This window comes from Citrobacter sp. RHB35-C21 (assembly GCF_013816515.1).
GTDB classification, from domain to species: Bacteria; Pseudomonadota; Gammaproteobacteria; order Enterobacterales; family Enterobacteriaceae; genus Citrobacter; species Citrobacter braakii.
Map to the genome: position 1 here is coordinate 4,361,435 of NZ_CP057147.1, position 21,713 is coordinate 4,383,147.

The window sequence follows — 21,713 nt, forward strand, 5'->3', positions numbered from 1 at the left end:
GGGTAATGACTCCAACTTAATGATAGTGTTTTATGTTCAGATAATGCCCGATGACCTTGTCATGCAGCTCCACCGATTTTGAGAACGACAGTGACTTCCGTCCCAGCCTTGCCAGATGTTGTCTCAGATTCAGGTTATGTCGCTCAATGCGCTGAGTGTAACGCTTGCTGATAACGTGCAGCTTTCCCTTCAGGCGGGATTCATACAGCGGCCAGCCATCCGTCATCCATACCACGACCTCAAAGGCCGACAGCAGGCTCAGAAGACGCTCCAGTGTGGCCAGAGTGCGTTCACCGAATACGTGCGCCACAACCGTCTTCCGGAGCCTGTCATACGCGTAAAACAGCCAGCGCTGGCGCGATTTAGCCCCGACGTATCCCCACTGTTCGTCCATTTCCGCGCAGACGATGACGTCACTGCCCGGCTGTATGCGCGAGGTTACCGACTGCGGCCTGAGTTTTTTAAATGGCGGAAAATCGTGTTGAGGCCAACGCCCATAATGCGGGCGGTTGCCCGGCATCCAACGCCATTCATGGCCATATCAATGATTTTCTGGTGCGTACCGGGTTGAGAAGCGGTGTAAGTGAACTGCAGTTGCCATGTTTTACGGCAGTGAGAGCAGAGATAGCGCTGATGTCCGGCGGTGCTTTTGCCGTTACGCACCACCCCGTCAGTAGCTGAACAGGAGGGACAGCTGATAGAAACAGAAGCCACTGGAGCACCTCAAAAACACCATCATACACTAAATCAGTAAGTTGGCAGCATCACCCACCTTTTCTTCTATTAACTGAGCAAAAAATAGAAGAAAATCTTTATTTTAAAAAATCATTTCTCATCATTTTTCCTGAAGATTTATTCTTGATATCTAACTAATTATTTTTGTATTCGATACAAAAATAAAAAGCCCAGGATTCTTCAATCCAAGGCCTTTTAATTAATAAGACAGCTGTAAATTAGCGCGTCAAATCGTCAAAAAATTTCTTCACACCGTCGAAGAAGCTTTTAGAGCGCGGACTGTTTTGCTCGCCGGTCGGGCCGCCAAAGCTGTCCTGCAGATCTTTCAGCAACTGCTTCTGCTTGTCGTTGAGGCCTACCGGGGTTTCAACCACCACACGGCACAGCAGATCGCCCTGTGCGCCGCCGCGTACTGACTTAACGCCTTTACCACGCATGCGGAACAGTTTGCCGGTCTGCGTTTCGCCCGGGATTTTTAACTTCACACGACCGTCCAGCGTCGGCACTTCAATCTCGCCGCCCAGCGCTGCCATCGCAAAGTTAATCGGCACTTCGCAGTACAGGTTATTGCCTTCACGTTCGAAAATTGGGTGCTGTTTTACCTGCACCTGAACGTACAAATCGCCTGCTGGCGCGCCATGTTCACCGGCTTCACCTTCACCCGCTAAACGAATACGGTCGCCAGTATCAACCCCTGCCGGGATCTTAACGGACAGCGTTTTGCTCTTCTCAACGCGGCCATGACCATGGCATTTGTTGCACGGGTCTTTAATCAACGTACCGCGGCCCTGACAGTGTGGACAGGTCTGCTGTACGGCAAAAAAGCCCTGACGCATCTGCACCTGACCAGAACCGTGACAGGTTGGACAGGTCTGGGGTTGCGTGCCCGCCTTCGCACCGCTGCCGTGGCAAACATCACACTCTTCCAGCGTCGGAATACGGATCTCTTTGGTGACGCCACGCACGGCTTCTTCCAGAGTGAGATCCATGTTGTAACGTAAATCAGCACCACGTGAGGCGCGCTGACGACCGCGACCGCCGCCAAAGATATCGCCAAACACGTCACCAAAGATATCGCTGAAGTCGGCCCCGCCGCCAAAACCGCCGCCGCCGCCCATACCGCCTTGCTCAAACGCTGCATGGCCGTACTGATCATAAGCCGCACGTTTTTGCGCATCGGTGAGGATCTCGTACGCTTCTTTGATCTCTTTAAACTTGGCTTCGGCCTCTTTATCACCCTGGTTGCGGTCCGGGTGATATTTCATGGCCAGGCGCTTGTAGGCCTTTTTGATTTCACGCTCTTCCGCTGATTTGGAAACGCCTAAAATCTCGTAATAGTCTTGCTTAGCCATCTCTTTTTATCTGCCCCTAACATGCGTGCACGGGCGGAGAGGAAACCTCTTCGCCCGTGCCAGTAATTACCCGTTCAAAGGGCGATTATTTTTTGTCTTTCACTTCTTCAAACTCAGCGTCGACAACGTCGTCATCTTTCGCGTTGTTTGCAGAAGCATCAGCACCTGCTGCGCCAGCCTGCTGCTGTGCGTGCTGCTGCTGAGCGATTTCCATCAGTTTCTGGGAAACCTGTGCCAGCGCCTGCATTTTCGCTTCGATATCCGCTTTGTCTTCGCCTTTCAGAGAAGTTTCCAGCGCGGTCAGTGCAGACTCGATGGCAGTTTTGTCATCAGCCGGCAGTTTGTCGCCTGCTTCTTCAACCTGCTTGCGAGTGCTGTGCAGCAGATGGTCACCCTGGTTACGGGTCTGAACCAGCTCTTCAAACTTACGGTCAGATTCTGCGTTCGCTTCTGCTTCACGAACCATTTTCTGAATTTCTTCTTCGTTCAGACCAGAAGAAGCCTTGATGGTGATCTTCTGCTCTTTACCGCTATTTTTGTCTTTCGCGGAAACGTGCAGGATACCGTCGGCATCAATGTCAAAAGTAACTTCGATCTGCGGCATACCGCGCGGAGCCGGGCTGATGCCATCCAGGTTAAATTGACCCAGATCTTTGTTATCAGCGGCACGTTTACGTTCACCCTGCAGCACGTGGATGGTTACCGCAGACTGGTTGTCTTCAGCGGTAGAGAACACCTGGCTGTGCTTGGTCGGGATAGTGGTGTTTTTCGCGATCAGTGCAGTCATCACGCCACCCATGGTTTCGATACCCAGAGACAGCGGGGTAACGTCCAGTAGCAGCACGTCTTTCACATCACCGGTCAATACACCACCCTGAACGGCAGCACCGATTGCTACAGCTTCGTCCGGGTTAACGTCTTTACGCGGCTCTTTACCGAAGAACTCAGCAACTTTCTTCTGTACCATCGGCATACGAGTCTGACCACCGACCAGGATAACGTCCTGAACGTCGGAAACAGACAGACCAGCATCCTGCAGAGCAACTTTCAGCGGCTCGATAGAACGGTTAACCAGGTCTTCAACCAGGCTTTCCAGTTTCGCACGGGTCACCTTGATGTTCATGTGTTTCGGACCAGTCGCGTCTGCAGTGATGTACGGCAGGTTCACGTCGGTCTGCTGAGCGGAAGACAGTTCGATCTTCGCTTTCTCAGCGGCTTCTTTCAGACGCTGCATCGCCAGCGGGTCGTTACGCAGGTCGATACCCTGATCTTTCTTAAATTCGTCAACCAGGTAGTTGATCATACGGCTATCGAAGTCTTCACCACCCAGGTGGGTATCACCGTTGGTTGCCAGAACTTCGAAGGTTTTTTCACCGTCAACTTCGTCGATTTCGATAATAGAGATATCGAAAGTACCACCACCCAGGTCATAAACCGCGATAGTACGGTTGCCGACTTCTTTATCCAGACCGTAAGCCAGTGCAGCTGCGGTTGGTTCGTTGATGATACGTTTTACTTCCAGACCTGCGATACGGCCGGCGTCTTTGGTTGCCTGACGCTGAGCATCGTTAAAATATGCAGGTACGGTGATAACTGCTTCAGTTACCGGTTCACCTAGGTAATCTTCAGCCGTTTTCTTCATTTTTTTCAGCACTTCAGCAGAAATCTGCGGCGGTGCCATTTTCTGACCTTTTACATCAATCCATGCATCACCGTTGTCAGCACCGATGATTTTGTACGGCATGATGGCTTCATCACGCTGCACTTCTTCGTCCTGGAAGCGGCGGCCAATCAGGCGTTTAATCGCAAACAGGGTGTTTTGCGGGTTTGTCACTGCCTGACGTTTAGCCGGCTGACCAACCAGAGTTTCACCATCCTGGGTATAAGCAATGATAGAAGGCGTGGTGCGATCGCCCTCGGCGTTCTCCAGCACACGTGCAGTAGTGCCATCCATAATCGCTACACAAGAGTTGGTAGTACCCAGGTCGATACCAATAATTTTACCCATCTAAACGTCTCCACTAAAAATTCGGTCATCATGTGGTTGTGAATCTGTAATAAGGGCGAAACGTGCGGTTTCAACTACCCTGAATCGTTTTTTTTCAGACTCACCACTGCGGTTGTCTACAAGATGGGGTCGTAACCCACGTCATCAAGGGGGGCATGAAAAATTTTTTTAGCCTTGTGGCATTAAATTCGCAGAAAAAAGGCAAAAAGAGAGAAAAATGAATAGTCGCCAACCAGAATTAATTCATACAACAAATTAAATCAGGAAAGCCATTCACATAAAAATTGCAATAAAAATAAAAAATTACGAGCATGAATCGTTTTTATGACGACGGTAATATGGTCTGAAGTCACACACTTTTGCAGCCGTCAAAGAGAAACTCCATGAAATCTGTATTAACCCTTTCCGCCAGCCTGCTTATGGGCCTTCTGCTGAGCAGCACCGCCGTAACTGGCAAGCGTGATGCCCATCACAGGGGAAATAATTCATTTTCCCTTCGTTAGATCATAGACAGTGCCTTCTCCCCTGATTATCATGCCGCGCCCCGAAGACAGCGATCGTTATTCGGGGAAACTATTTCACCATTCAATCAATGATGATTTTGAGGAATTATGGGCAACACTAAGTTGGCTAATCCGGCACCGCTGGGCCTGATGGGCTTTGGCATGACCACCATTCTGCTCAACCTGCACAACGCGGGTTTCTTCGCTCTGGACGTTATTATTCTGGCGATGGGCATTTTCTACGGCGGTATCGCGCAAATTTTTGCTGGACTGCTGGAATATAAAAAAGGCAACACCTTCGGTTTAACCGCCTTTACCTCCTACGGTTCGTTCTGGCTGACGCTGGTTGCGATCCTGCTGATGCCGAAAATGGGCCTGGCGGATGCAACCAATGGTCAGTTCCTGGGCGCTTACCTCGGTCTGTGGGGCGTGTTCACTCTGTTCATGTTCTTCGGTACGCTGAAAGCCGCGCGCATGCTGCAGTTCGTGTTCCTGAGCCTGACAGTGCTGTTCGCCCTGCTGGCCGTGGGCAACATTGCGGGTAACGAAGCGATCATTCACGTTGCTGGCTGGGTAGGCTTAGTGTGTGGCGCAAGCGCCATTTACCTGGCGATGGGTGAAGTGCTGAACGAACAATTTGGCCGTACCATCCTGCCGATTGGTGAAGCGCACTAATCTGATGCTATCCCCCCTGACGGGGGGATATTCCTTACAAGCGCTGTAACTCTGCCTGTACGCTCGAATCGCGATGATAAAGATCCTGTCGCAGCCAAATCCCCAAACCTAGCCCTACCAGCGATAACGCCAGCACATACCAGGCCGGAGCCATTGGCGACACGCTCATTAACATCGTGACGGCGATTGGCGTCAGACCACCAAAAATGGCGTACGACACGTTGTAAGAAAAGGATATTCCGGTAAAGCGGACTTCCGCCGGAAACGCCCGCACCATCACATAAGGCACAGCACCCACCACGCCAACGCATAACCCTACCAGCCCGTATAACAGGAACAAATGCTGGGGATGGCTGCCGGTCAGGTGATAGAAAAACCAGCTTGAACAGGCCAGCAGCAGGCTGCCGACAATAAAGGTTTTGCTGGCGCCGACCCGGTCGACAATAAACCCGGCCAGCAGACAACCGACGCACAGCATAATGGTAGCGACACTGTTGGCTTGTAACGTTAGCGCCGGCGCAAAGCCATACTGCTTCTGCAACCAGACTGGTGACATCAGGATCACCACCACAATCCCAGCCGATAGCAGCCAGGTCAGCAGCATTGAAATAACCACCGCTTTTTTATGTTTGCTCACCACTGACTTCACCGGTAGCTCTTGCGCCAACGCTTTACGCTGCTGCATTTCGAGAAATATGGGCGTCTCCTGCAGCCAGCGACGCAGGTACATCGCCACCAGCCCAAACACGCCCCCCAGCAGGAAAGGAATACGCCAGCCGTAATCATGCACCGCCTGCTGCGTCAGGCTGGTGTTCACCAGCGTCGCAACCACCGACCCCAGCAGAATTCCCACCGTCAGGCCGGCAGTCAGCGTTCCGCAGGCAATGCCGATGCGACGCTCCGGTACATGCTCCGCCACGAACACCCACGCGCCCGGAACTTCTCCGCCGATGGCAGCGCCTTGCAAAATACGCATCAGAAGTAACAGCAGCGGCGCGAGGATCCCCATTGAGGCGTAGGTAGGCAACAGACCAATCGCCAGCGTCGGTATCGCCATCAGCAAAATGCTCAGGGTGAACATTTTCTTGCGCCCGACCAGATCGCCAAAGTGCGCCATGATGATGCCCCCCAGCGGACGCGCCAGATAGCCGGCGGCAAAAATGCCGAAGGTTTGCACCTGACGTAGCCATTCAGGGATGTCTGCGGGGAAGAAGAGCTCGCCAACAACAGCGGCAAAGAAGACAAAGATAATGAAATCATAAAACTCAAGCGCACCACCAAGGGCAGCAAGCGTAAGGGTTTTATAATCCTGGCGATTCAGCGGTCGAGTGTGTTGTGACATAGCAAACCATGAGTCAGTGAAGTAATTGAATCTGTTCGTTGATATATGTAAAGCAAAAATTACTATATCGTAAACAATTCAACACTCCACTGTCATTGGCACTAATGTCACGATCGGGCTACTTTCAGGCATTTGTATCGCGTATTGCGCTTTTAGGACGAAAAGATGCTACAACAGTCGCTGCGGTTTCCACATACGGCCCATCTAATAGCTGTATACAATACGGTACACTTGCAAAAATACCCGGCACGATAACCTTACCGTCGGCTTCTTTCACGCCTTCCAGCGTCTCTTTGATCGATTTTGGCTGCCCAGGCAGATTCAGGATCAACGCCTGCTTGCGAATCACGCCAACCTGACGGGAAAGAATCGCCGTTGGCACAAAGTGCAGGCTTATCTGGCGCATCTGCTCACCAAAGCCCGGCATCTGACGGTCGGCTACGGCAAGCGTCGCATCAGGCGTTACGTCACGACGGGCCGGACCCGTTCCGCCGGTAGTCAGCACCAGATGACAACTCATTTCGTCTACCAGCTCGCATAAGGTCTGTTCGATGATCGCCTGTTCATCCGGGATCAACCGCGTTTGCAGCTCAAAAGGGGTGGTAAGGGCAGACGCCAGCCACTCTTCAAGGGCCGGGATACCTTTATCCTGGTAAACGCCGCTGGAAGCACGGTCAGAAATGGAAACCAGGCCAATGCGTAAAGTATTCATGATTATTCCGTTTAAACAGTCTCGTTAAACAGAATGATACACTGCGAAGGGAAGGACAGACAGGTTTCAGAAGAGGTAGCGTGACCCATATCAGGGCCACGCACTAATGATTACAGCAGATCGCCGATCATTTTTTCCAGTTTACCCTGGTCTACAGCAAACTTACGGATACCGTCCGCCAGTTTGTCTACAGCCATTGGATCCTGGTTGTGCTGCCACAGGAACTCAGCTTCGGTGATGCGTGCAGGGCGCGCTTTCACTTCGCCGGAGAAAGACAGTTTACGTTCGATAGCACCTTCGCTTTCCGCCAGTTCTTTCAGCAGTGCCGGAGCAATCGTCAGACGATCGCAGCCTGCCAGCTCAATGATTTCGCCGATGTTACGGAAGCTCGCACCCATAACTACGGTTTCGTAACCGTGCTGTTTGTAGTACTCGTAGATTTCCGTTACGGAAACCACACCCGGATCTTCTGCCGGTGCATACTCTTTCTTGTCGGTATTGGCTTTGTACCAGTCAAGAATACGGCCAACGAACGGAGAAATCAGATATACGCCAGCTTCTGCACATGCACGTGCCTGCGCGAAGGAGAACAGCAGAGTCAGGTTACAGTTGATGCCTTCTTTTTCCAGCTGCTCAGCGGCACGGATGCCCTGCCAGGTTGAAGCCAGTTTAATCAGGATGCGATCGTTGCTGATGCCAGCATCGTTGTACATTTTGATCAGGCGTTTTGCTTTAGCGATGGACGCGTCGGTGTCGTAGGACAGACGAGCGTCAACTTCAGTGGAGATACGACCTGGGACCAGTTTCAGGATCTCCAGACCGATATTTACTGCCAGCTTGTCGGTCGCGTCGACGACCTGCTGCGCACGGTCGTTGCTCTGCTGCTTAGCCCAGGCTACAGCGTCATCAATCAGCTTGCGGTATTCCGGGATCTGCGCTGCGTTAAGAATGAGAGAAGGGTTAGTTGTGGCATCCTGAGGCTGATACAGCTTCATTGCCGCGATGTCTCCGGTGTCGGCCACTACTGTGGTGAACTGACGAAGGGAGGTCAATTTGTCCGTCATGATAGCGATTCTCTTTAAACAGCTTGTTAGGGGGATGTAACCGATCTTCCCTGATGATAGCACGACGCACCCTCAGCGCAACCGCCTGGATTGTCCGACCAGCCGCTCAGCCCTGATTACGCATCGCCAAGCCTGTGATGCGCAATTAAGGGATATAACGATTGTTATGATAAACTCCCGTAATCAATCACCTTATAAGGTATATACTGGTCGATTATTGGTAGCGCTTACACGGGAATATTCGCGCTTACCGGCATCAACAAGAGGGATGTTAATGCCTGATTTTTTCTCATTTATTAATGAAATACTCTGGGGATCGGTGATGATCTACCTCCTGCTTGGCGCAGGATGTTGGTTCACCTGGCGTACAGGGTTTATTCAGTTTCGCTATATTCGCCAGTTTGGCAAAAGTCTTAAAAACAGCATCAGCCCGCAGCCGGGCGGTTTAACTTCCTTTCAGGCTTTATGCACCAGTCTTGCCGCACGTATCGGTAGCGGAAATCTGGCGGGCGTGGCGTTGGCGATTGCCGCCGGCGGCGCGGGAGCCGTGTTCTGGATGTGGGTCTCGGCGATCATTGGTATGGCGACGTCATTTGCCGAGAGCTCTCTTGCCCAACTGTATAAAGAGCGCGACAGCAAGGGACAGTTTCGCGGCGGTCCTGCGTGGTATATGGAGCGTGGGCTGGGCATGCGCTGGATGGGCGTTCTTTTTGCCATCTTTTTACTCATTGCTTATGGTCTGATTTTTAACAGCGTTCAGGCAAATTCGGTCTCTCATGCACTGACCTTTGCTTTTGATATCCCTCCCCTCTTTACCGGTATCGCACTGGCAATAGTGTCATTATTGGCAATCATTGGCGGCATTAAAGGCGTTGCCCGCCTGATGCAATGGTTCGTTCCGATGATGGCGCTGTTGTGGGTCGGTTGCAGCATCGTCATCTGTCTGTGGCATTTCGGACAGCTCCCCGGCATTATCATGACCATTATAAAAAGTGCCTTTGGCTGGCAGGAAGCCGCAGCCGGTGCCGCCGGGTATACACTAAGCCAGGCCATTGCCAGCGGCTTTCAACGCGGTATGTTTTCTAATGAGGCCGGAATGGGATCAACTCCGAACGCGGCCGCGTCAGCAGCATCCTGGCCTCCGCATCCTGCGGCACAAGGCATTGTGCAAATGATCGGAGTATTAGTTGATACGCTGATTCTCTGTACGGCCAGCGCGATGATTGTTCTGTTGGCGGGTAATGACGCCAGCTATGTACCGATGGAAGGCATCCAGTTACTTCAGAAAGCGATGGTTTCAGTGACGGGAGAATGGGGTGCCGGATTCGTGGCGTTAATTGTGATTCTGTTTGCCTTTAGCTCTATCGTGGCCAACTACATCTATGCGGAAAACAACCTCGTTTTCCTGAAGCTGGACAATATCCGCGTCATCTGGCTATTACGGATCGCCACCGTTAGCACCGTTATCGGCGGAACGTTAGTCAGCGTTCCGCTGATCTGGCAGTTGGCGGACATCATTATGGCGTGTATGGCCATCACTAACCTGACGGCGATTCTGCTGCTTTCACCGGTTGTGCAGACTATCGCCTGCGACTATCTACGCCAACGCAAACTCGGGGTGCGCCCAGAATTCGATCCGCGCCGTTATCCTGATATCAGACAACAACTTGCGCCCGAAAGCTGGGATGAGCCGCCGCGCGGATAGCGCGGCAATCGCAACCATCGATCAATTCTGTCGTTTTTTTTGCTAAAGTCGCAGTAAATTTCCTGCAAGGACTGGATATGCTGATTCTGATTTCACCTGCAAAAACGCTCGACTACCAAAGTCCGCTGGCAACGACACGTCATACATTGCCCGAACTGCTGGATCACTCTCAGCAGCTTATTCACGTGGCGCGCCAACTCTCTGCTCCGCAAATTGGCAAGCTGATGGGAATTAGCGACAAGCTGGCGGATCTAAACGCCACGCGTTTCCATGACTGGCAGCCTGACTTCACGCCGGAAAACGCACGCCAGGCCATTCTGGCATTTAAAGGCGACGTGTATACCGGACTGCAGGCTGAAACCTTCAGCGAAGCGGATTTCGACTTCGCTCAGCAACACTTACGGATGTTGTCCGGGCTGTACGGCGTTTTGCGTCCGCTGGATTTGATGCAGCCTTACCGTCTGGAGATGGGTATTCGTCTGGCCAATGCGAAAGGTAAAGATCTCTACCAGTTCTGGGGAGATACCATCACCGATAAACTTAACGAAGCGCTGGAAGCGCAAGGCGACAGCGTAGTGATTAACCTCGCCTCGGATGAGTATTTTAAATCCGTGAAGCCGAAAAAGCTCAATGCGGAGCTTATCAAACCGGTCTTCCTCGACGAGAAGAACGGTAAGTTCAAAGTCATCAGCTTCTATGCCAAAAAAGCGCGCGGCCTGATGAGTCGCTACATTATTGAGAACCGCTTAACGCAGCCAGAACAGCTGACCGCCTTTAACAGCGAAGGCTATTTCTTTGATGAAGAAGCGTCAGGAAATGGCGAACTGGTGTTTAAGCGCCAGGAGCAGTAGTAAAAAGGCCGGATGGCGGCGAACGCCCGATCCGGCCGACAGGTTTTGTAGGCCCGCTAAGCAAAGCGCCAGCGGGCACAACCGTTAACCGCGGGTCATCATCAGCTTGCGCAGTTCAGCAAAATCAGCAGGCAGGTGATGAGAAAGCAGCGGCAGGTCCGCGCGTTCCGCCAGCGCTTTTGGCAGAGCCAGCGTCAGGTCAAGAATCTCTTCAACGCTTTCTTTAAACTTGGCCGGATGCGCAGTACCGAGGAACAGGCCGTACTCGCCAGGGTTCAGTTGGTCACGCAGCGCACGGTAAGCCACCGCCGCATGCGGTTCTGAGGTGTACCCCATCTCATGCAGCTCACGCATCGTGTCCTGAGTAGTGGCATCGTCAACAGCGGCATAACCCAGCTCATTCAGACGCCAGATTTTACGGCGGAAAAGTTCTTCCACCCGCGGCCAGTTATTTGGCTGGCTGACATCCATCGCATTCGACAACGTCGCCTGAGTCGCTTTCGGCGCCCACTCACCTTGTGCAAGAAAGCGTGGAACCGTATCGTTGACGTTGGTCGCCGCGATAAAACGCTTCACCGGCAAGCCCAGTGATTTTGCCAGCAGCCCGGCAGTCAGATCGCCAAAGTTGCCGCTGGGAACGGAAATAACCAGTTGATTACGCGCCTCTTGCGGCAGTTGAGCCACGGCCTCAAAGTAGTAACAGATTTGCGCCAGCAGACGGCTGATGTTGATTGAGTTAGCCGAATTCAGCCCCAAAGCTACCTTCAGCTCTTCGTCATCAAACGCCTGTTTCACCAGCGCCTGACAGGCATCAAAATCGCCATCAATCGCCACGGTTTCAATATTGCCACCCAGTGTACAGAACAGTTTTTCCTGTAATGGGCTAATCTTGCCGTTCGGATAAAGGATCACCACGCGCACATTTTTCAGGCCATAAAAGGCATGTGCGACTGCCGCACCAGTGTCTCCAGAGGTCGCCGTCAGAATGGTAACCGGTTTGTCACCGCTGATATGCGTCAGCATCTGCGCCATAAAGCGCCCGCCAAAGTCTTTAAATGCAAGCGTTGGGCCGTGGAACAGCTCCAGACAGCCGATATCCGCGGCAACCTGAGCAACCGGCGCCGGGAAGGCAAACGCCGCACGCACGCGCTGTTCGAGAATCTCCTGTGGGATTTCATCACCGATAAATGCGGAAAGGATCTTCGCGCTGCGGCTAACGAAATCCTGGTTCAACATCTCATCGACTTCTGACAGATTGAATTCCGGCAAATCGTGCGGAAAAAACAATCCCTGATTCTTGCCAAGCCCTTGCGTGACGGCCTGTGCAAAGCTGACCTGTTCGTTATGATCTTTCAGATTATACAGTTTCATTGATTATCCCAGTACCCGTGCGCCCGCCGTGTCCAACCGGCAAATATGAACAAAGCCTTCCTGATTTTGCAGATAATTTTTACCCAGCCAGTCTGCCACACGCTGCGCCGTATCCGGCTTGTCGCACAAAGCGAACAGCGTCGGTCCCGAACCGGAGATGCCGCTGGCCAGCGCCCCGATTTCCGCTACCGCCTGACGCGCCTGGCTAAAGCCTGGCAGCAGGCGGGTACGGTACGGCTCAGCAATAACATCTTTCATCAGCTTCGCGGCAAGCCCCGGCTGACGGGAATAGCAGGCATGGATAAACCCAGCCAGATGCCGCCCGTGGGCGATACAGTCCTGACGGCGATACTGCGCAGGTAAAATCGCCCGCGCTTCTGCCGTCGACACTTTAATTCCCGGATACGCGAGGACCCACATCCACTCATCAAAGCCTGGCACCTGCTGGCTGATAATGCCGTTTTCTTCGATCATTAACTGCATACCGCCCAAAAAGCACGGGGCGACGTTATCGTAATGAATACTGCCGGAGATACGCCCTTCCAGCTCACCCATTATCGCCAACAGGCGCGTATCGTTGAGCGGTTTACCGCAATGCTCGTTCATGGCGACCAGCGCCGCCACAACGGAACAAGCGCTGGAGCCTAACCCGGAGCCAATCGGCATATTTTTTTCCAGCGTCATCGCCACCGGAACGCTTTTACCCAGCTCCTGACAGAATCGCTCCCAGCACTGGTAGACAATATTTTCTCGCGGCTCAGGCGGCAGCTTATTGGCAAAGCGACCAAGGTTGTTAAGGCTGAAATGGTCAGCCGCCTCAACGGATACCACATCGCCTAACAGCGAACCGTCCACCGGAGTTACCGCTGCTCCGAGCACATCAAACCCGACGCTCATATTGGCGCTGGAAGCCGGGGCATAAACTCTCACCATGTCAGACTCCTAACTTCCATGAAAGGGTACGTAGCAGGTCGGCAAATACGCCCGCCGCCGTCACATCGTTACCCGCGCCGTATCCGCGCAGAACCAACGGTAGCGGCTGATAGTAATGGCTGTAAAACGCCAACGCGTTTTCACCGTTTTTCACTTTGAACAGCGGATCGTTGCCGTCTACTGCTTCTATTTTCACGCGACAGACGCCATCCTCTTCAATATTGCCAACATAGCGTAATACTTTCCCCTCATCACGGGCTTTCGCCACACGCGCGGCAAAGGCGTCATCCAGCTGCGACAATTTCGCCATAAATGCGGAAACATCACCGGAATCATCAAACTCTTTTGGCAGGACCGGCTCAATGACAATGTCAGAAAGCTCCAGCTCACGACCGGTTTCACGGGCCAGGATCAGCAGCTTACGCGCCACGTCCGTACCGGATAGATCGTCACGTGGATCGGGTTCGGTATAGCCCAGCTCACGCGCCATGGTGGTGGCCTCGGAGAAGCTCATTCCTTCATCCAGCTTGCCGAAAATAAACGACAGCGAACCAGAAAGAATACCGGAGAAACGTTGCAGTTCATCGCCCGCGCTGAGCAGATTTTGCAAGTTCTCAATTACCGGCAAGCCCGCGCCTACGTTGGTGTCGTACAGGAATTTACGACGAGACTTCGCCGCAGCAAAACGCAGCTGATGGTAGTAATCCATCGACGACGTGTTGGCCTTTTTGTTCGGCGTGACCACATGGAAGCCTTCGCGCAGGAAATCCGCATACTGATCCGCGACCGCCTGACTTGACGTACAGTCGACAATCACCGGATTGAGCAGATGATATTCTTTCACCAGACGAATTAAGCGCCCCAGGTTGAAAGGCTCTTTCGCGCTTTCCAGCTCCGACTGCCAGTTTTCCAGATTCAGACCATGGACGTTGGTCAGCAGGGCCTTCGAGTTCGCCACACCGCACACACGCAGATCGATATGCTTCTTTTTAAGCCAGGTTTGCTGACGTTTAAGCTGCTCCAGCAGCGCACCGCCCACGCCGCCAACGCCAATGACAAATACTTCAATCACCTGATCGGTGTTGAACAGCATCTGATGGGTCACACGCACGCCAGTGGTCGCGTCGTCGTTATTCACCACTACCGAAATGGAACGCTCAGACGAGCCCTGGGCGATTGCCACGATATTAATGTTCGCGCGAGCCAGCGCGGCAAAAAATTTCGCCGAGATGCCACGCAACGTGCGCATACCATCGCCAACGACCGAGATGATCGCCAGACGCTCAGTCACCGCCAGCGGCTCCAGCAAGCCTTCTTTCAGTTCGAGATAGAATTCATCCTGCATGGCGCGTTGCGCACGCGCGCAGTCGCCCTGCGGGACGCAGAAGCTGATGCTGTATTCAGAAGAGGATTGGGTGATCAGCACCACTGAGATGCCTGCGCGCGACATCACGGCAAAAACACGCGCCGCCATCCCCACCATGCCTTTCATCCCAGGGCCGGAGACGCTAAACATCGCCATGTTATTGAGGTTAGAAATCCCTTTTACCGGCAAATCGTCATCATCACTGCTGGCACCGATAAGCGTGCCGGGCGCTTGTGGATTGCCGGTATTTTTAATCAGGCACGGGATCTGGAACTGGGCAATAGGGGTAATGGTGCGCGGGTGCAGCACTTTAGCGCCGAAGTAAGAAAGCTCCATCGCTTCCTGATAAGACATCGACTTCAGCAGTCGGGCGTCGGGTACCTGGCGCGGATCGCAGGTATATACGCCATCGACATCGGTCCAGATCTCACAACAATCGGCGCGCAAACAGGCGGCCAGTACGGCGGCAGAGTAGTCAGAGCCATTACGCCCCAGCACCACTAACTCACCTTTCTCATTCCCGGCGGTAAATCCTGCCATCAGAATCATATGGTCCGCAGGAATACGGCTGGCGGCAATGCGGCGCGTAGATTCGGCGATATCAACGGTAGATTCGAGGTAATGGCCTACCGCCAGCAATTTCTCTACCGGGTCGATGACCGTCACGTTGTGCCCGCGCGCTTCCAGCAGGCCAGCCATGATGGCGATCGACATTTTTTCACCACGGCAAATAAGCGCGGCATTGATGCTGTCCGGGCACTGACCCAGCAGGCTGATACCGTGCAGGACGTGCTTAATCTGTGCAAACTCTTGTTCAACAAAGGCTTTGAGCGGAGCCTGCGGGAAACCCGGTTGCGCGGCGGCAAGCCCCACCAACAGCTCAGAGAAAATGCGTTCGGCGTCGCTGATATTGGCTAAAGCATCCTGACCACCGATGGTCTTCTCAATCATCGCCACCAGATGGTTGGTAATTTTTGCGGGGGCAGAAAGAACGGTCGCGACCTGCCCCTGTCTGGCATTGCTTTCCAGAATATCGGCAACCCGCAGAAAGCGCTCTGCATTTGCCACTGATGTACCGCCGAACTTCAACACTCGCATGGTTTACCTCATTGCCTTTGGTCGAAAAAAAAGCCCGCACTGTTTAGGTGCGGGCTTTTTCTTGTGTTTCCTGTACGCGTCAGCCCGCACCGTTACCTGTGGTAATGGTGATGGTTGTGGTAATAGTGATGCTGATGCGTTTCATGATGTTGTGTGCTCTGTAATTATTTATTATCTGTCCTGTATTCTTTTAGGGTTAAAGTATCTGCTGACCTAAGTCAATAAATTTTTAAATTGGTCACATTCCGAAACTTGTTCACGAGCGACTGCTTGCCCTTTTAGTTTCGACCAATACAGTATGTCACCCCCACTTGAATCCAGAGCAAAACACCACACAACAAATGCATGTCGATATTTTATTTCGTGATGCTTTTTTCTATATCATGTAAAAAACGGTGCAACATTGCCGTATCTCTCTGCCCTAACAGACCCATTCGCTGTTGCAGCCAGTCCGTCAACTTGATGTCGTCAGAAACGTTCAGCGTGGCTAATAAACGCAAAACGCGCGCGCGCAATGCCTGTAGCTGAAGCTCATCCGTCACCTCAATGTTTTTGACGGGTTGTTGTATTAAACCTGCTAATTGATAGCAATACACCATCACCGCCTGCCCCAAATTGAGTGAAGGATAGTCAGCCACCATAGGTACACCGGTGAGTACATCCGCCAGGGCCAATTCTTCGTTGGTCAGCCCTGAATCTTCACGACCAAAAACCAGCGCGGCGTGCTCCATCCACGTTGATTTTTCCTGCAGCAGAGGAACCAGTTCGACCGGCGTAGCGTAGTAATGGAACTTCGCCCGACTACGCGCAGTGGTCGCGACGGTAAAATCTACGTCGTACAGCGCCTCCGCCAACGTTGAAAAAACGCTAATATTATCAATAATATCGCCAGAACCATGCGCGACCCATCGCGTGGCGGGTTCCAGGTGGGCTTCGCTGTCAACGATGCGTAATTGGGTGAACCCCATGGTCTTCATAGCGCGGGCAGCCGCACCAATATTTTCCGCTCTGGCGGGGGCAACCAGAATAATTGTTAAACGCATTTCGATACTCTTTTTGGCCAGTCTGCAAGGAAAAATGTGACGTGCTTCAACATATTACGCAGTGCGAATTTACATATTTTTAACAGAAATCACTGAAAAAGCATTTCGCATCCATTAAAAAATGCTAAACTATTTCCCGGGTGTACTATTGCTTTTTATGTTAACAAAAGTTGCATATCCCTCTGTTTATCCATGATAATTTAATTTAAAATGGATCGCACTGGTTGGATTCATTACATTTATTAATTTGCTCGTGCAACTAGTTGTAATATTGCAATTTTGTGATGAAAGCAAACATTTGGATACGTTGATTTCATCAAACTGTTAACGTGCTACAATTGAACTTGATATATGTCAACGAAGCGTAGTTTTATTGGGTGTCCGGCATGTCTTAGCCTGTTATGTTGCTGTTAAAATGGTTAGGATGACAGCCGTTTTTGACACTGTCGGGTCCAGAGGGAAACTACCCACGACCAAGCTAATGATGTTGTTGACGTTGATGGAAAGTGCATCAAGAACGCAATTACGTACTTTAGTCATGTTACGCCGATCATGTTAATTTACGGCATGCATCAGGCAGGTCAGGGACTTTTGTACTTCCTGTTTCGATTTAGTTGGCAATTTAGGTAGCAAACATGCAGACCCCGCACATTCTTATCGTTGAAGACGAGTTAGTAACACGCAACACGTTGAAAAGCATTTTCGAAGCAGAAGGCTATGATGTATTCGAAGCGACAGATGGCGCGGAAATGCATCAGATTCTCTCTGAATATGATATCAACCTTGTGATTATGGATATCAATCTGCCTGGGAAAAATGGCCTGCTGTTAGCGCGCGAACTTCGCGAACAAGCTAACGTTGCGCTGATGTTCCTGACGGGCCGTGATAACGAAGTCGATAAAATTCTCGGCCTCGAAATCGGCGCAGACGATTACATCACCAAGCCGTTTAACCCGCGCGAACTGACTATCCGTGCTCGTAACCTGCTGTCCCGTACCATGAACCTGGGTACTGTCAGCGAAGAACGCCGTAGCGTCGAAAGCTACAAGTTCAATGGCTGGGAGCTGGACATCAACAGCCGCTCTCTGATTGGTCCTGACGGTGAGCAGTATAAACTGCCACGCAGCGAATTCCGCGCCATGCTTCACTTCTGTGAGAATCCGGGCAAAATCCAGTCTCGCGCAGAACTGTTGAAAAAAATGACCGGTCGCGAACTGAAGCCGCATGACCGTACCGTTGACGTGACGATCCGCCGCATTCGTAAGCATTTCGAATCAACGCCGGATACGCCAGAAATCATCGCCACCATTCACGGTGAAGGCTACCGTTTCTGCGGCGACCTGCAGGATTAATTCAATCCTCACTGGTATAAAAACGGCGCTTTATGCGCCGTTTTTCATTTCCCTACCGCTCTATTTCCACAAGCGAAATTCGTCACTCTGCGCAGGCTGAAGCTCTGGAAGTTCTGTAGATTTTGGCTTTGCTTTTGGCTGTGCCAGTGAGTGCCAGTCAAGATGACGCGTCAGGAACATTACCCCACACAGCGCGAACAACAGCACGCCGGTTCCCAGCAGTAAAGAGCTATCCTGTGAACGTAGCAGCACCCACATCACACCATCCAGCCCCAGCAGCGCCACGGTGAACAAAATACTGTTCCGCCAGCCCTGCAATATCGCCTGCAGATACACACCGTTCATCAACGCCCCCACCAGACTTGCCGTTATCCACGCAGCCGTAAAACCAATGTGTTCCGACAGTGCCAGCAGCAGCAGATAAAACATTACCAGCGATAGCCCCACCAGCAGATACTGCATCGGGTGCAGGCGCAGATTGGTCATACTTTCAAGGACGAAGAAAGACATAAAGGTCAGCACAATCAGCAGGATGGCATACTTTGTTGCCCTGTCCGTTAACTGATACTGATCTGCAGGCGTGGCGACGGCGACGCTAAACGCTGGCATGCCCTGCCAACCAATCTTTTCGTCGTTAAAGCGCTCGCCGAGGTTGTTCGCAAACCAGCTGCTTTGCCACTGAGCCTTGAATCCTGATTCGCTAATTTCGCGCTTAGCCGGGAGAAAGTCCCCAAGAAAGTTGGGATGCGGCCAGTTGCTGGTTAAGGTCATTTCACTGTTACGTCCAACCGGAACGACGGAGAAATCGCCGGTTCCGCTCAAATTAAGCGACAACGCCATGCTCAGATTTTGCTCAGCCCAGCTCGCATCGGGTAGCGGAATGTGGATCCCCTGCGCACGTCCATCCAGCCCCGTCCCAGGCTCAACGGCCAGCGACGTTCCATTGACCTGCGGCGCTTTTACCACGCCAATCCCACGCGCGTCCCCCACGCCAACCACAATAAACGGTTTGCCGATGCTGATATTTGGATGATTTAAATCACTCAACCGTTCGGCGTTAAACTCAGCCTTCACCGAAACATCATTGTGCCAGACCTGGCCCTCATAAATACCGATTTTACGTACTTCAACGTTCTGATTCCCCTCAACTACCAACGATTCCGGCAGCCAGAAATGGATATAGCTACGCTTACGCTGGATTTCTTTGCCATCCTCCAGTGAGGTGTAAATTTCCATTACCGGAATGGCTATCAACGGTCCTACCATCTTTTGCGGCCCGCTGGTGCTCTGTCGGATAGCATCTTCGACTTCATCACGGTAATCCGATCGCTCCACGATGATCTGCCTGACCATCGTCAGCGGAATTAACAGCAGCAGTATTGCGCCACCTAAGGTGACTATTTTCCAAAACAGGGGTGATTTAAACATAGCGTTCTCCTTTGCAATATCAGCAAGGTAGAACAGCTATGTGCGGAGAATTTGAAGTTATGTGAAGTGACCGTGAAGCGTAAACGAGGCCTGTGCGCCGCCTTGTGGTCGGTTGCACAATGTCACCGTCCCCTCGTGCAGTCGCGCAACCTCACTGACAAACGCCAGCCCTAAACCGCTGCTCTTATGCCCATTTTCACGGGGCAGCGAATAGAAACGCTCAAAAATACGCGGCAACGCGAAGTCGGGGATCCCACTGCCGCTGTCGATTATCTGCAACGTGACCAGTTCATCCTGCTGATGCGCGCTCAGCGTAATCGTCCCGTCCTGTGGCGTGAAGTCGATAGCGTTGTCGAGCAAATTCCCCACTGCCTGCTCCAGTAACGCAGGATCGGCGGCGACGCTAAGCGATGAAGGCATAATGGTAAGCGTGATGTTTTTTGCCGCCAGTTGCACGCTGCGTGCCTCTTTGAGCTGAGCAAACAGCGCATCTACCGCCACTGGCGTCAACGTAATGTCCTGTCGATTCTCCAGCCGCGCCTGGCGTAACAGGGTTTCGACCAGCGCCTGCATGCGCGCATTTTGCGTCAGGATATTATCGGTAAAGCGCGCAACCACGTTCGGCGGCGGACCTTCGCGCAAAATCTCAGCCGCGCCGCGAATGGCCGCCAGCGGACTTTTCAGTTCATGCGTTAACGCGTAAACATACTGCTCAATGTAGTTTTTGCCCTCCAGCTTCAGTCGCATACTTTCCAGCGCCTGCGCCAGTTTACGTAGCTCGCTGCTGCCTAAATCAGGCAGTGGGACGGGGCGATTCTCGGTAACGGAGTCGGCATAGCGCGCCAGCCGGGCGATGGAGCGGTTTATCCACCATACCATCCCGATGCCAATCACTAAGGCAATGCCCAGCAATACGGCGCTGGCCCACAGCATCCGCCGTTCACTGCGTTTAATCACCGGCGCCATCGCCGCGTTCGGTTTACCGACGCTAAGCACTCCGATAATACGTCCGCCGTCTACGATCGGCGCGGCTACGTACATCACTGAACTTTCCGGATCGTTCGGGTTTTGCGGCGTACTGCGGGCGCCATATTGCCCACGCAGGGTTAACCACACGTCGTTCCAGCGAGAATAGTCCTGACCGACAGCCTGGTTTGCGGAATCAAACAACACCTTACCCTGGGCGTCCGTCATGTAGACATGGTATTCATTACGGACTTTGTTAATGCCGCTGATATTGGCGCTGAATGGGCGGTTATGCAGTTGCGAAAATGCCTGCGCCAGCTTGCCGTTGGCGGGAGAGTCAGAGAGCAAGTCATCGCGCGCCAGCGCAGCCAGCAGCGTGGCGGTATCAATCAAAGTGCCTTCGGTTGCCCGGCGGACGCCTGGTTTAATTTCCTGTACAAAGATCGACAAAACGAACCAGGCGGCGACGGCAACAATCAGAAAATAGCCGAGCAACAAACGCATGCCAATGCGCATCAGACGCTCCTCAGGCTATATCCCATACCGCGATGCGTATTGATGGGGGAAAGCTCAGGGTTGATAGCCCGCAGCTTAGCGCGCAGCGTTTTAATGTGGGTATCGACCGTTCTGTCAAAGGTGTCCTGTGCATCGGCCCAGACTAAATCCATCAACTGCTGGCGTGAGTAAATGCGCCCCGGCGACAACAGCAGCGTTTTCAGCAACAGAAATTCATAGCGCGTCAGGTTTAACGGCTTGCCGAACCAGGTAATCTGCGCGGCCAGCTCATTAAGCTCAAAATCGCCGCAACGCGTCGTCGATGAAGGAGCAGAGAATTTCTGCACCCGCCGCAGCAGCGTACGCACGCGGGCGCACACCTCGCGCGGTGAGAAAGGCTTGGCAACATAGTCATCCGCACCAATTTCCAGCCCCAGTAGGCGATCCACCTCATCGCTACGCGCGGTCAGAAACAGGATCGGCAACGCTGGATGCCGCTCCAGCAGGCGTCGACACAGTTCAAAACCGCTGATATCCGGTAGTCCGACATCCAGAACGATTGCATCAGGACAACGCTGGCGAGATTTCTCCAGCGCAGGTAACCCGCGTTCAAACGCTTCCACGCTAAAACCTTCCTGCTGCAGCATGTAGATGAGCGTATCGGCAATGCCCTGCTCATCCTCAACCAACCAGATCAACGGTTGTTGCATTTTG

Annotated in this window: 19 protein-coding genes and 1 other annotated feature; of the genes, 4 read left to right on the top strand and 15 right to left on the bottom strand. The window is 52.5% G+C overall.

The window, feature by feature from the left end; translation table 11 throughout:
- Window positions 1–16 precede the first annotated feature (16 nt).
- The 3 genes from HVZ39_RS21145 to dnaK all read right to left on the bottom strand — a co-directional run bounded on the left by HVZ39_RS21145 (window position 17) and on the right by dnaK (window position 4,095).
- Window positions 17–714 (bottom strand): IS1 family transposase gene (locus HVZ39_RS21145; RefSeq protein ID WP_223335778.1). Its coding sequence is split into 2 segments (ribosomal slippage): window positions 17–465 and window positions 465–714, totalling 699 coding nucleotides; the frame shifts between segments, so codons are not numbered across the junction.
- Window positions 715–953: 239 nt separating this feature from the next.
- Window positions 954–2,087 (bottom strand): molecular chaperone DnaJ, encoded by a 1,134-nt coding sequence (gene dnaJ / locus HVZ39_RS21150; RefSeq protein ID WP_008786151.1) that lies wholly within the window; start codon window positions 2,085–2,087, stop codon window positions 954–956.
- Between the two features lie 85 nt (window positions 2,088–2,172).
- Window positions 2,173–4,095 carry a molecular chaperone DnaK gene (dnaK, locus tag HVZ39_RS21155; RefSeq protein ID WP_016151634.1) on the bottom strand — a complete coding sequence of 641 codons (1,923 nt, stop codon included), beginning with the start codon at window positions 4,093–4,095 and terminating at the stop codon, window positions 2,173–2,175.
- Window positions 4,096–4,706: 611 nt separating this feature from the next.
- Between dnaK and satP the strand changes: the two genes are divergently transcribed.
- Window positions 4,707–5,273, top strand: coding sequence for an acetate uptake transporter (gene satP, locus HVZ39_RS21160; protein WP_003018969.1), 567 nt, complete (start codon window positions 4,707–4,709; stop codon window positions 5,271–5,273).
- Between the two features lie 34 nt (window positions 5,274–5,307).
- Here satP and HVZ39_RS21165 read toward each other — a convergent pair whose 3' ends face one another.
- The 3 genes from HVZ39_RS21165 to tal all read right to left on the bottom strand — a co-directional run bounded on the left by HVZ39_RS21165 (window position 5,308) and on the right by tal (window position 8,391).
- On the bottom strand, window positions 5,308–6,615 hold the full coding sequence (locus HVZ39_RS21165) for an MFS transporter (protein ID WP_016151633.1): 1,308 nt from the start codon (window positions 6,613–6,615) through the stop codon (window positions 5,308–5,310).
- A 124-nt stretch (window positions 6,616–6,739) separates the two neighbouring features.
- A complete protein-coding gene (mog, locus tag HVZ39_RS21170) occupies window positions 6,740–7,327 on the bottom strand; it encodes a molybdopterin adenylyltransferase (protein WP_181632929.1) in 588 nt (195 codons plus the stop codon).
- A gap of 110 nt (window positions 7,328–7,437) precedes the next feature.
- Window positions 7,438–8,391 carry a transaldolase gene (gene tal / locus HVZ39_RS21175; RefSeq protein WP_016151631.1) on the bottom strand — a complete coding sequence of 318 codons (954 nt, stop codon included), beginning with the start codon at window positions 8,389–8,391 and terminating at the stop codon, window positions 7,438–7,440.
- Between the two features lie 274 nt (window positions 8,392–8,665).
- Between tal and HVZ39_RS21180 the strand changes: the two genes are divergently transcribed.
- Together HVZ39_RS21180 and yaaA are read left to right on the top strand one after the other, a co-directional pair.
- Window positions 8,666–10,096 carry a sodium:alanine symporter family protein gene (locus HVZ39_RS21180; protein ID WP_137379948.1) on the top strand — a complete coding sequence of 477 codons (1,431 nt, stop codon included), beginning with the start codon at window positions 8,666–8,668 and terminating at the stop codon, window positions 10,094–10,096.
- A gap of 77 nt (window positions 10,097–10,173) precedes the next feature.
- A complete protein-coding gene (gene yaaA / locus HVZ39_RS21185; RefSeq protein WP_016155647.1) occupies window positions 10,174–10,947 on the top strand; it encodes a peroxide stress protein YaaA in 774 nt (257 codons plus the stop codon).
- A gap of 84 nt (window positions 10,948–11,031) precedes the next feature.
- On the opposite strand, the gene thrC is transcribed toward yaaA, so the two are convergent.
- The 6 genes from thrC to yjjY form a co-directional block, all read right to left on the bottom strand.
- Window positions 11,032–12,318, bottom strand: a complete 1,287-nt coding sequence (gene thrC / locus HVZ39_RS21190; protein WP_019078326.1) for a threonine synthase — start codon at window positions 12,316–12,318, stop codon at window positions 11,032–11,034.
- Between the two features lie 3 nt (window positions 12,319–12,321).
- Complete coding sequence (thrB, locus tag HVZ39_RS21195) at window positions 12,322–13,251, bottom strand: homoserine kinase (RefSeq protein ID WP_181632930.1); 930 nt, start codon at window positions 13,249–13,251, stop codon at window positions 12,322–12,324.
- Between the two features lies 1 nt (window position 13,252).
- Window positions 13,253–15,715, bottom strand: a complete 2,463-nt coding sequence (gene thrA / locus HVZ39_RS21200) for a bifunctional aspartate kinase/homoserine dehydrogenase I (protein ID WP_047414492.1) — start codon at window positions 15,713–15,715, stop codon at window positions 13,253–13,255.
- Between the two features lie 23 nt (window positions 15,716–15,738).
- Window positions 15,739–15,865, bottom strand: a sequence feature (Thr leader region).
- Window positions 15,795–15,860: a thr operon leader peptide gene (thrL, locus tag HVZ39_RS21205; RefSeq protein ID WP_032337689.1), complete on the bottom strand. Its 66-nt coding sequence runs from the start codon at window positions 15,858–15,860 to the stop codon at window positions 15,795–15,797. Its footprint overlaps the feature before it by 66 nt.
- A 206-nt stretch (window positions 15,866–16,071) precedes the next feature.
- Window positions 16,072–16,758, bottom strand: coding sequence for a tRNA/rRNA methyltransferase (locus HVZ39_RS21210; RefSeq protein WP_181632931.1), 687 nt, complete (start codon window positions 16,756–16,758; stop codon window positions 16,072–16,074).
- 399 nt (window positions 16,759–17,157) lie between these two features.
- Entirely contained in the window at window positions 17,158–17,298 is a 141-nt protein-coding gene (gene yjjY / locus HVZ39_RS21215; RefSeq protein ID WP_042998021.1) for a protein YjjY, read from the bottom strand.
- A 95-nt stretch (window positions 17,299–17,393) separates the two neighbouring features.
- Between yjjY and arcA the strand changes: the two genes are divergently transcribed.
- Entirely contained in the window at window positions 17,394–18,110 is a 717-nt protein-coding gene (arcA, locus tag HVZ39_RS21220; protein ID WP_001194359.1) for a two-component system response regulator ArcA, read from the top strand.
- Between the two features lie 60 nt (window positions 18,111–18,170).
- Here arcA and creD read toward each other — a convergent pair whose 3' ends face one another.
- The 3 genes from creD to creB are packed head-to-tail and all read right to left on the bottom strand — an operon-like array spanning window position 18,171 to window position 21,709.
- Window positions 18,171–19,538 carry a cell envelope integrity protein CreD gene (gene creD / locus HVZ39_RS21225; RefSeq protein ID WP_181632932.1) on the bottom strand — a complete coding sequence of 456 codons (1,368 nt, stop codon included), beginning with the start codon at window positions 19,536–19,538 and terminating at the stop codon, window positions 18,171–18,173.
- Between the two features lie 57 nt (window positions 19,539–19,595).
- On the bottom strand, window positions 19,596–21,020 hold the full coding sequence (gene creC, locus HVZ39_RS21230) for a two-component system sensor histidine kinase CreC (RefSeq protein ID WP_049268612.1): 1,425 nt from the start codon (window positions 21,018–21,020) through the stop codon (window positions 19,596–19,598).
- Entirely contained in the window at window positions 21,020–21,709 is a 690-nt protein-coding gene (gene creB / locus HVZ39_RS21235) for a two-component system response regulator CreB (protein WP_047500122.1), read from the bottom strand. The genes creC and creB overlap by 1 nt, the downstream gene beginning before the upstream one ends.
- Between the last annotated feature and the right edge of the window lie 4 nt (window positions 21,710–21,713).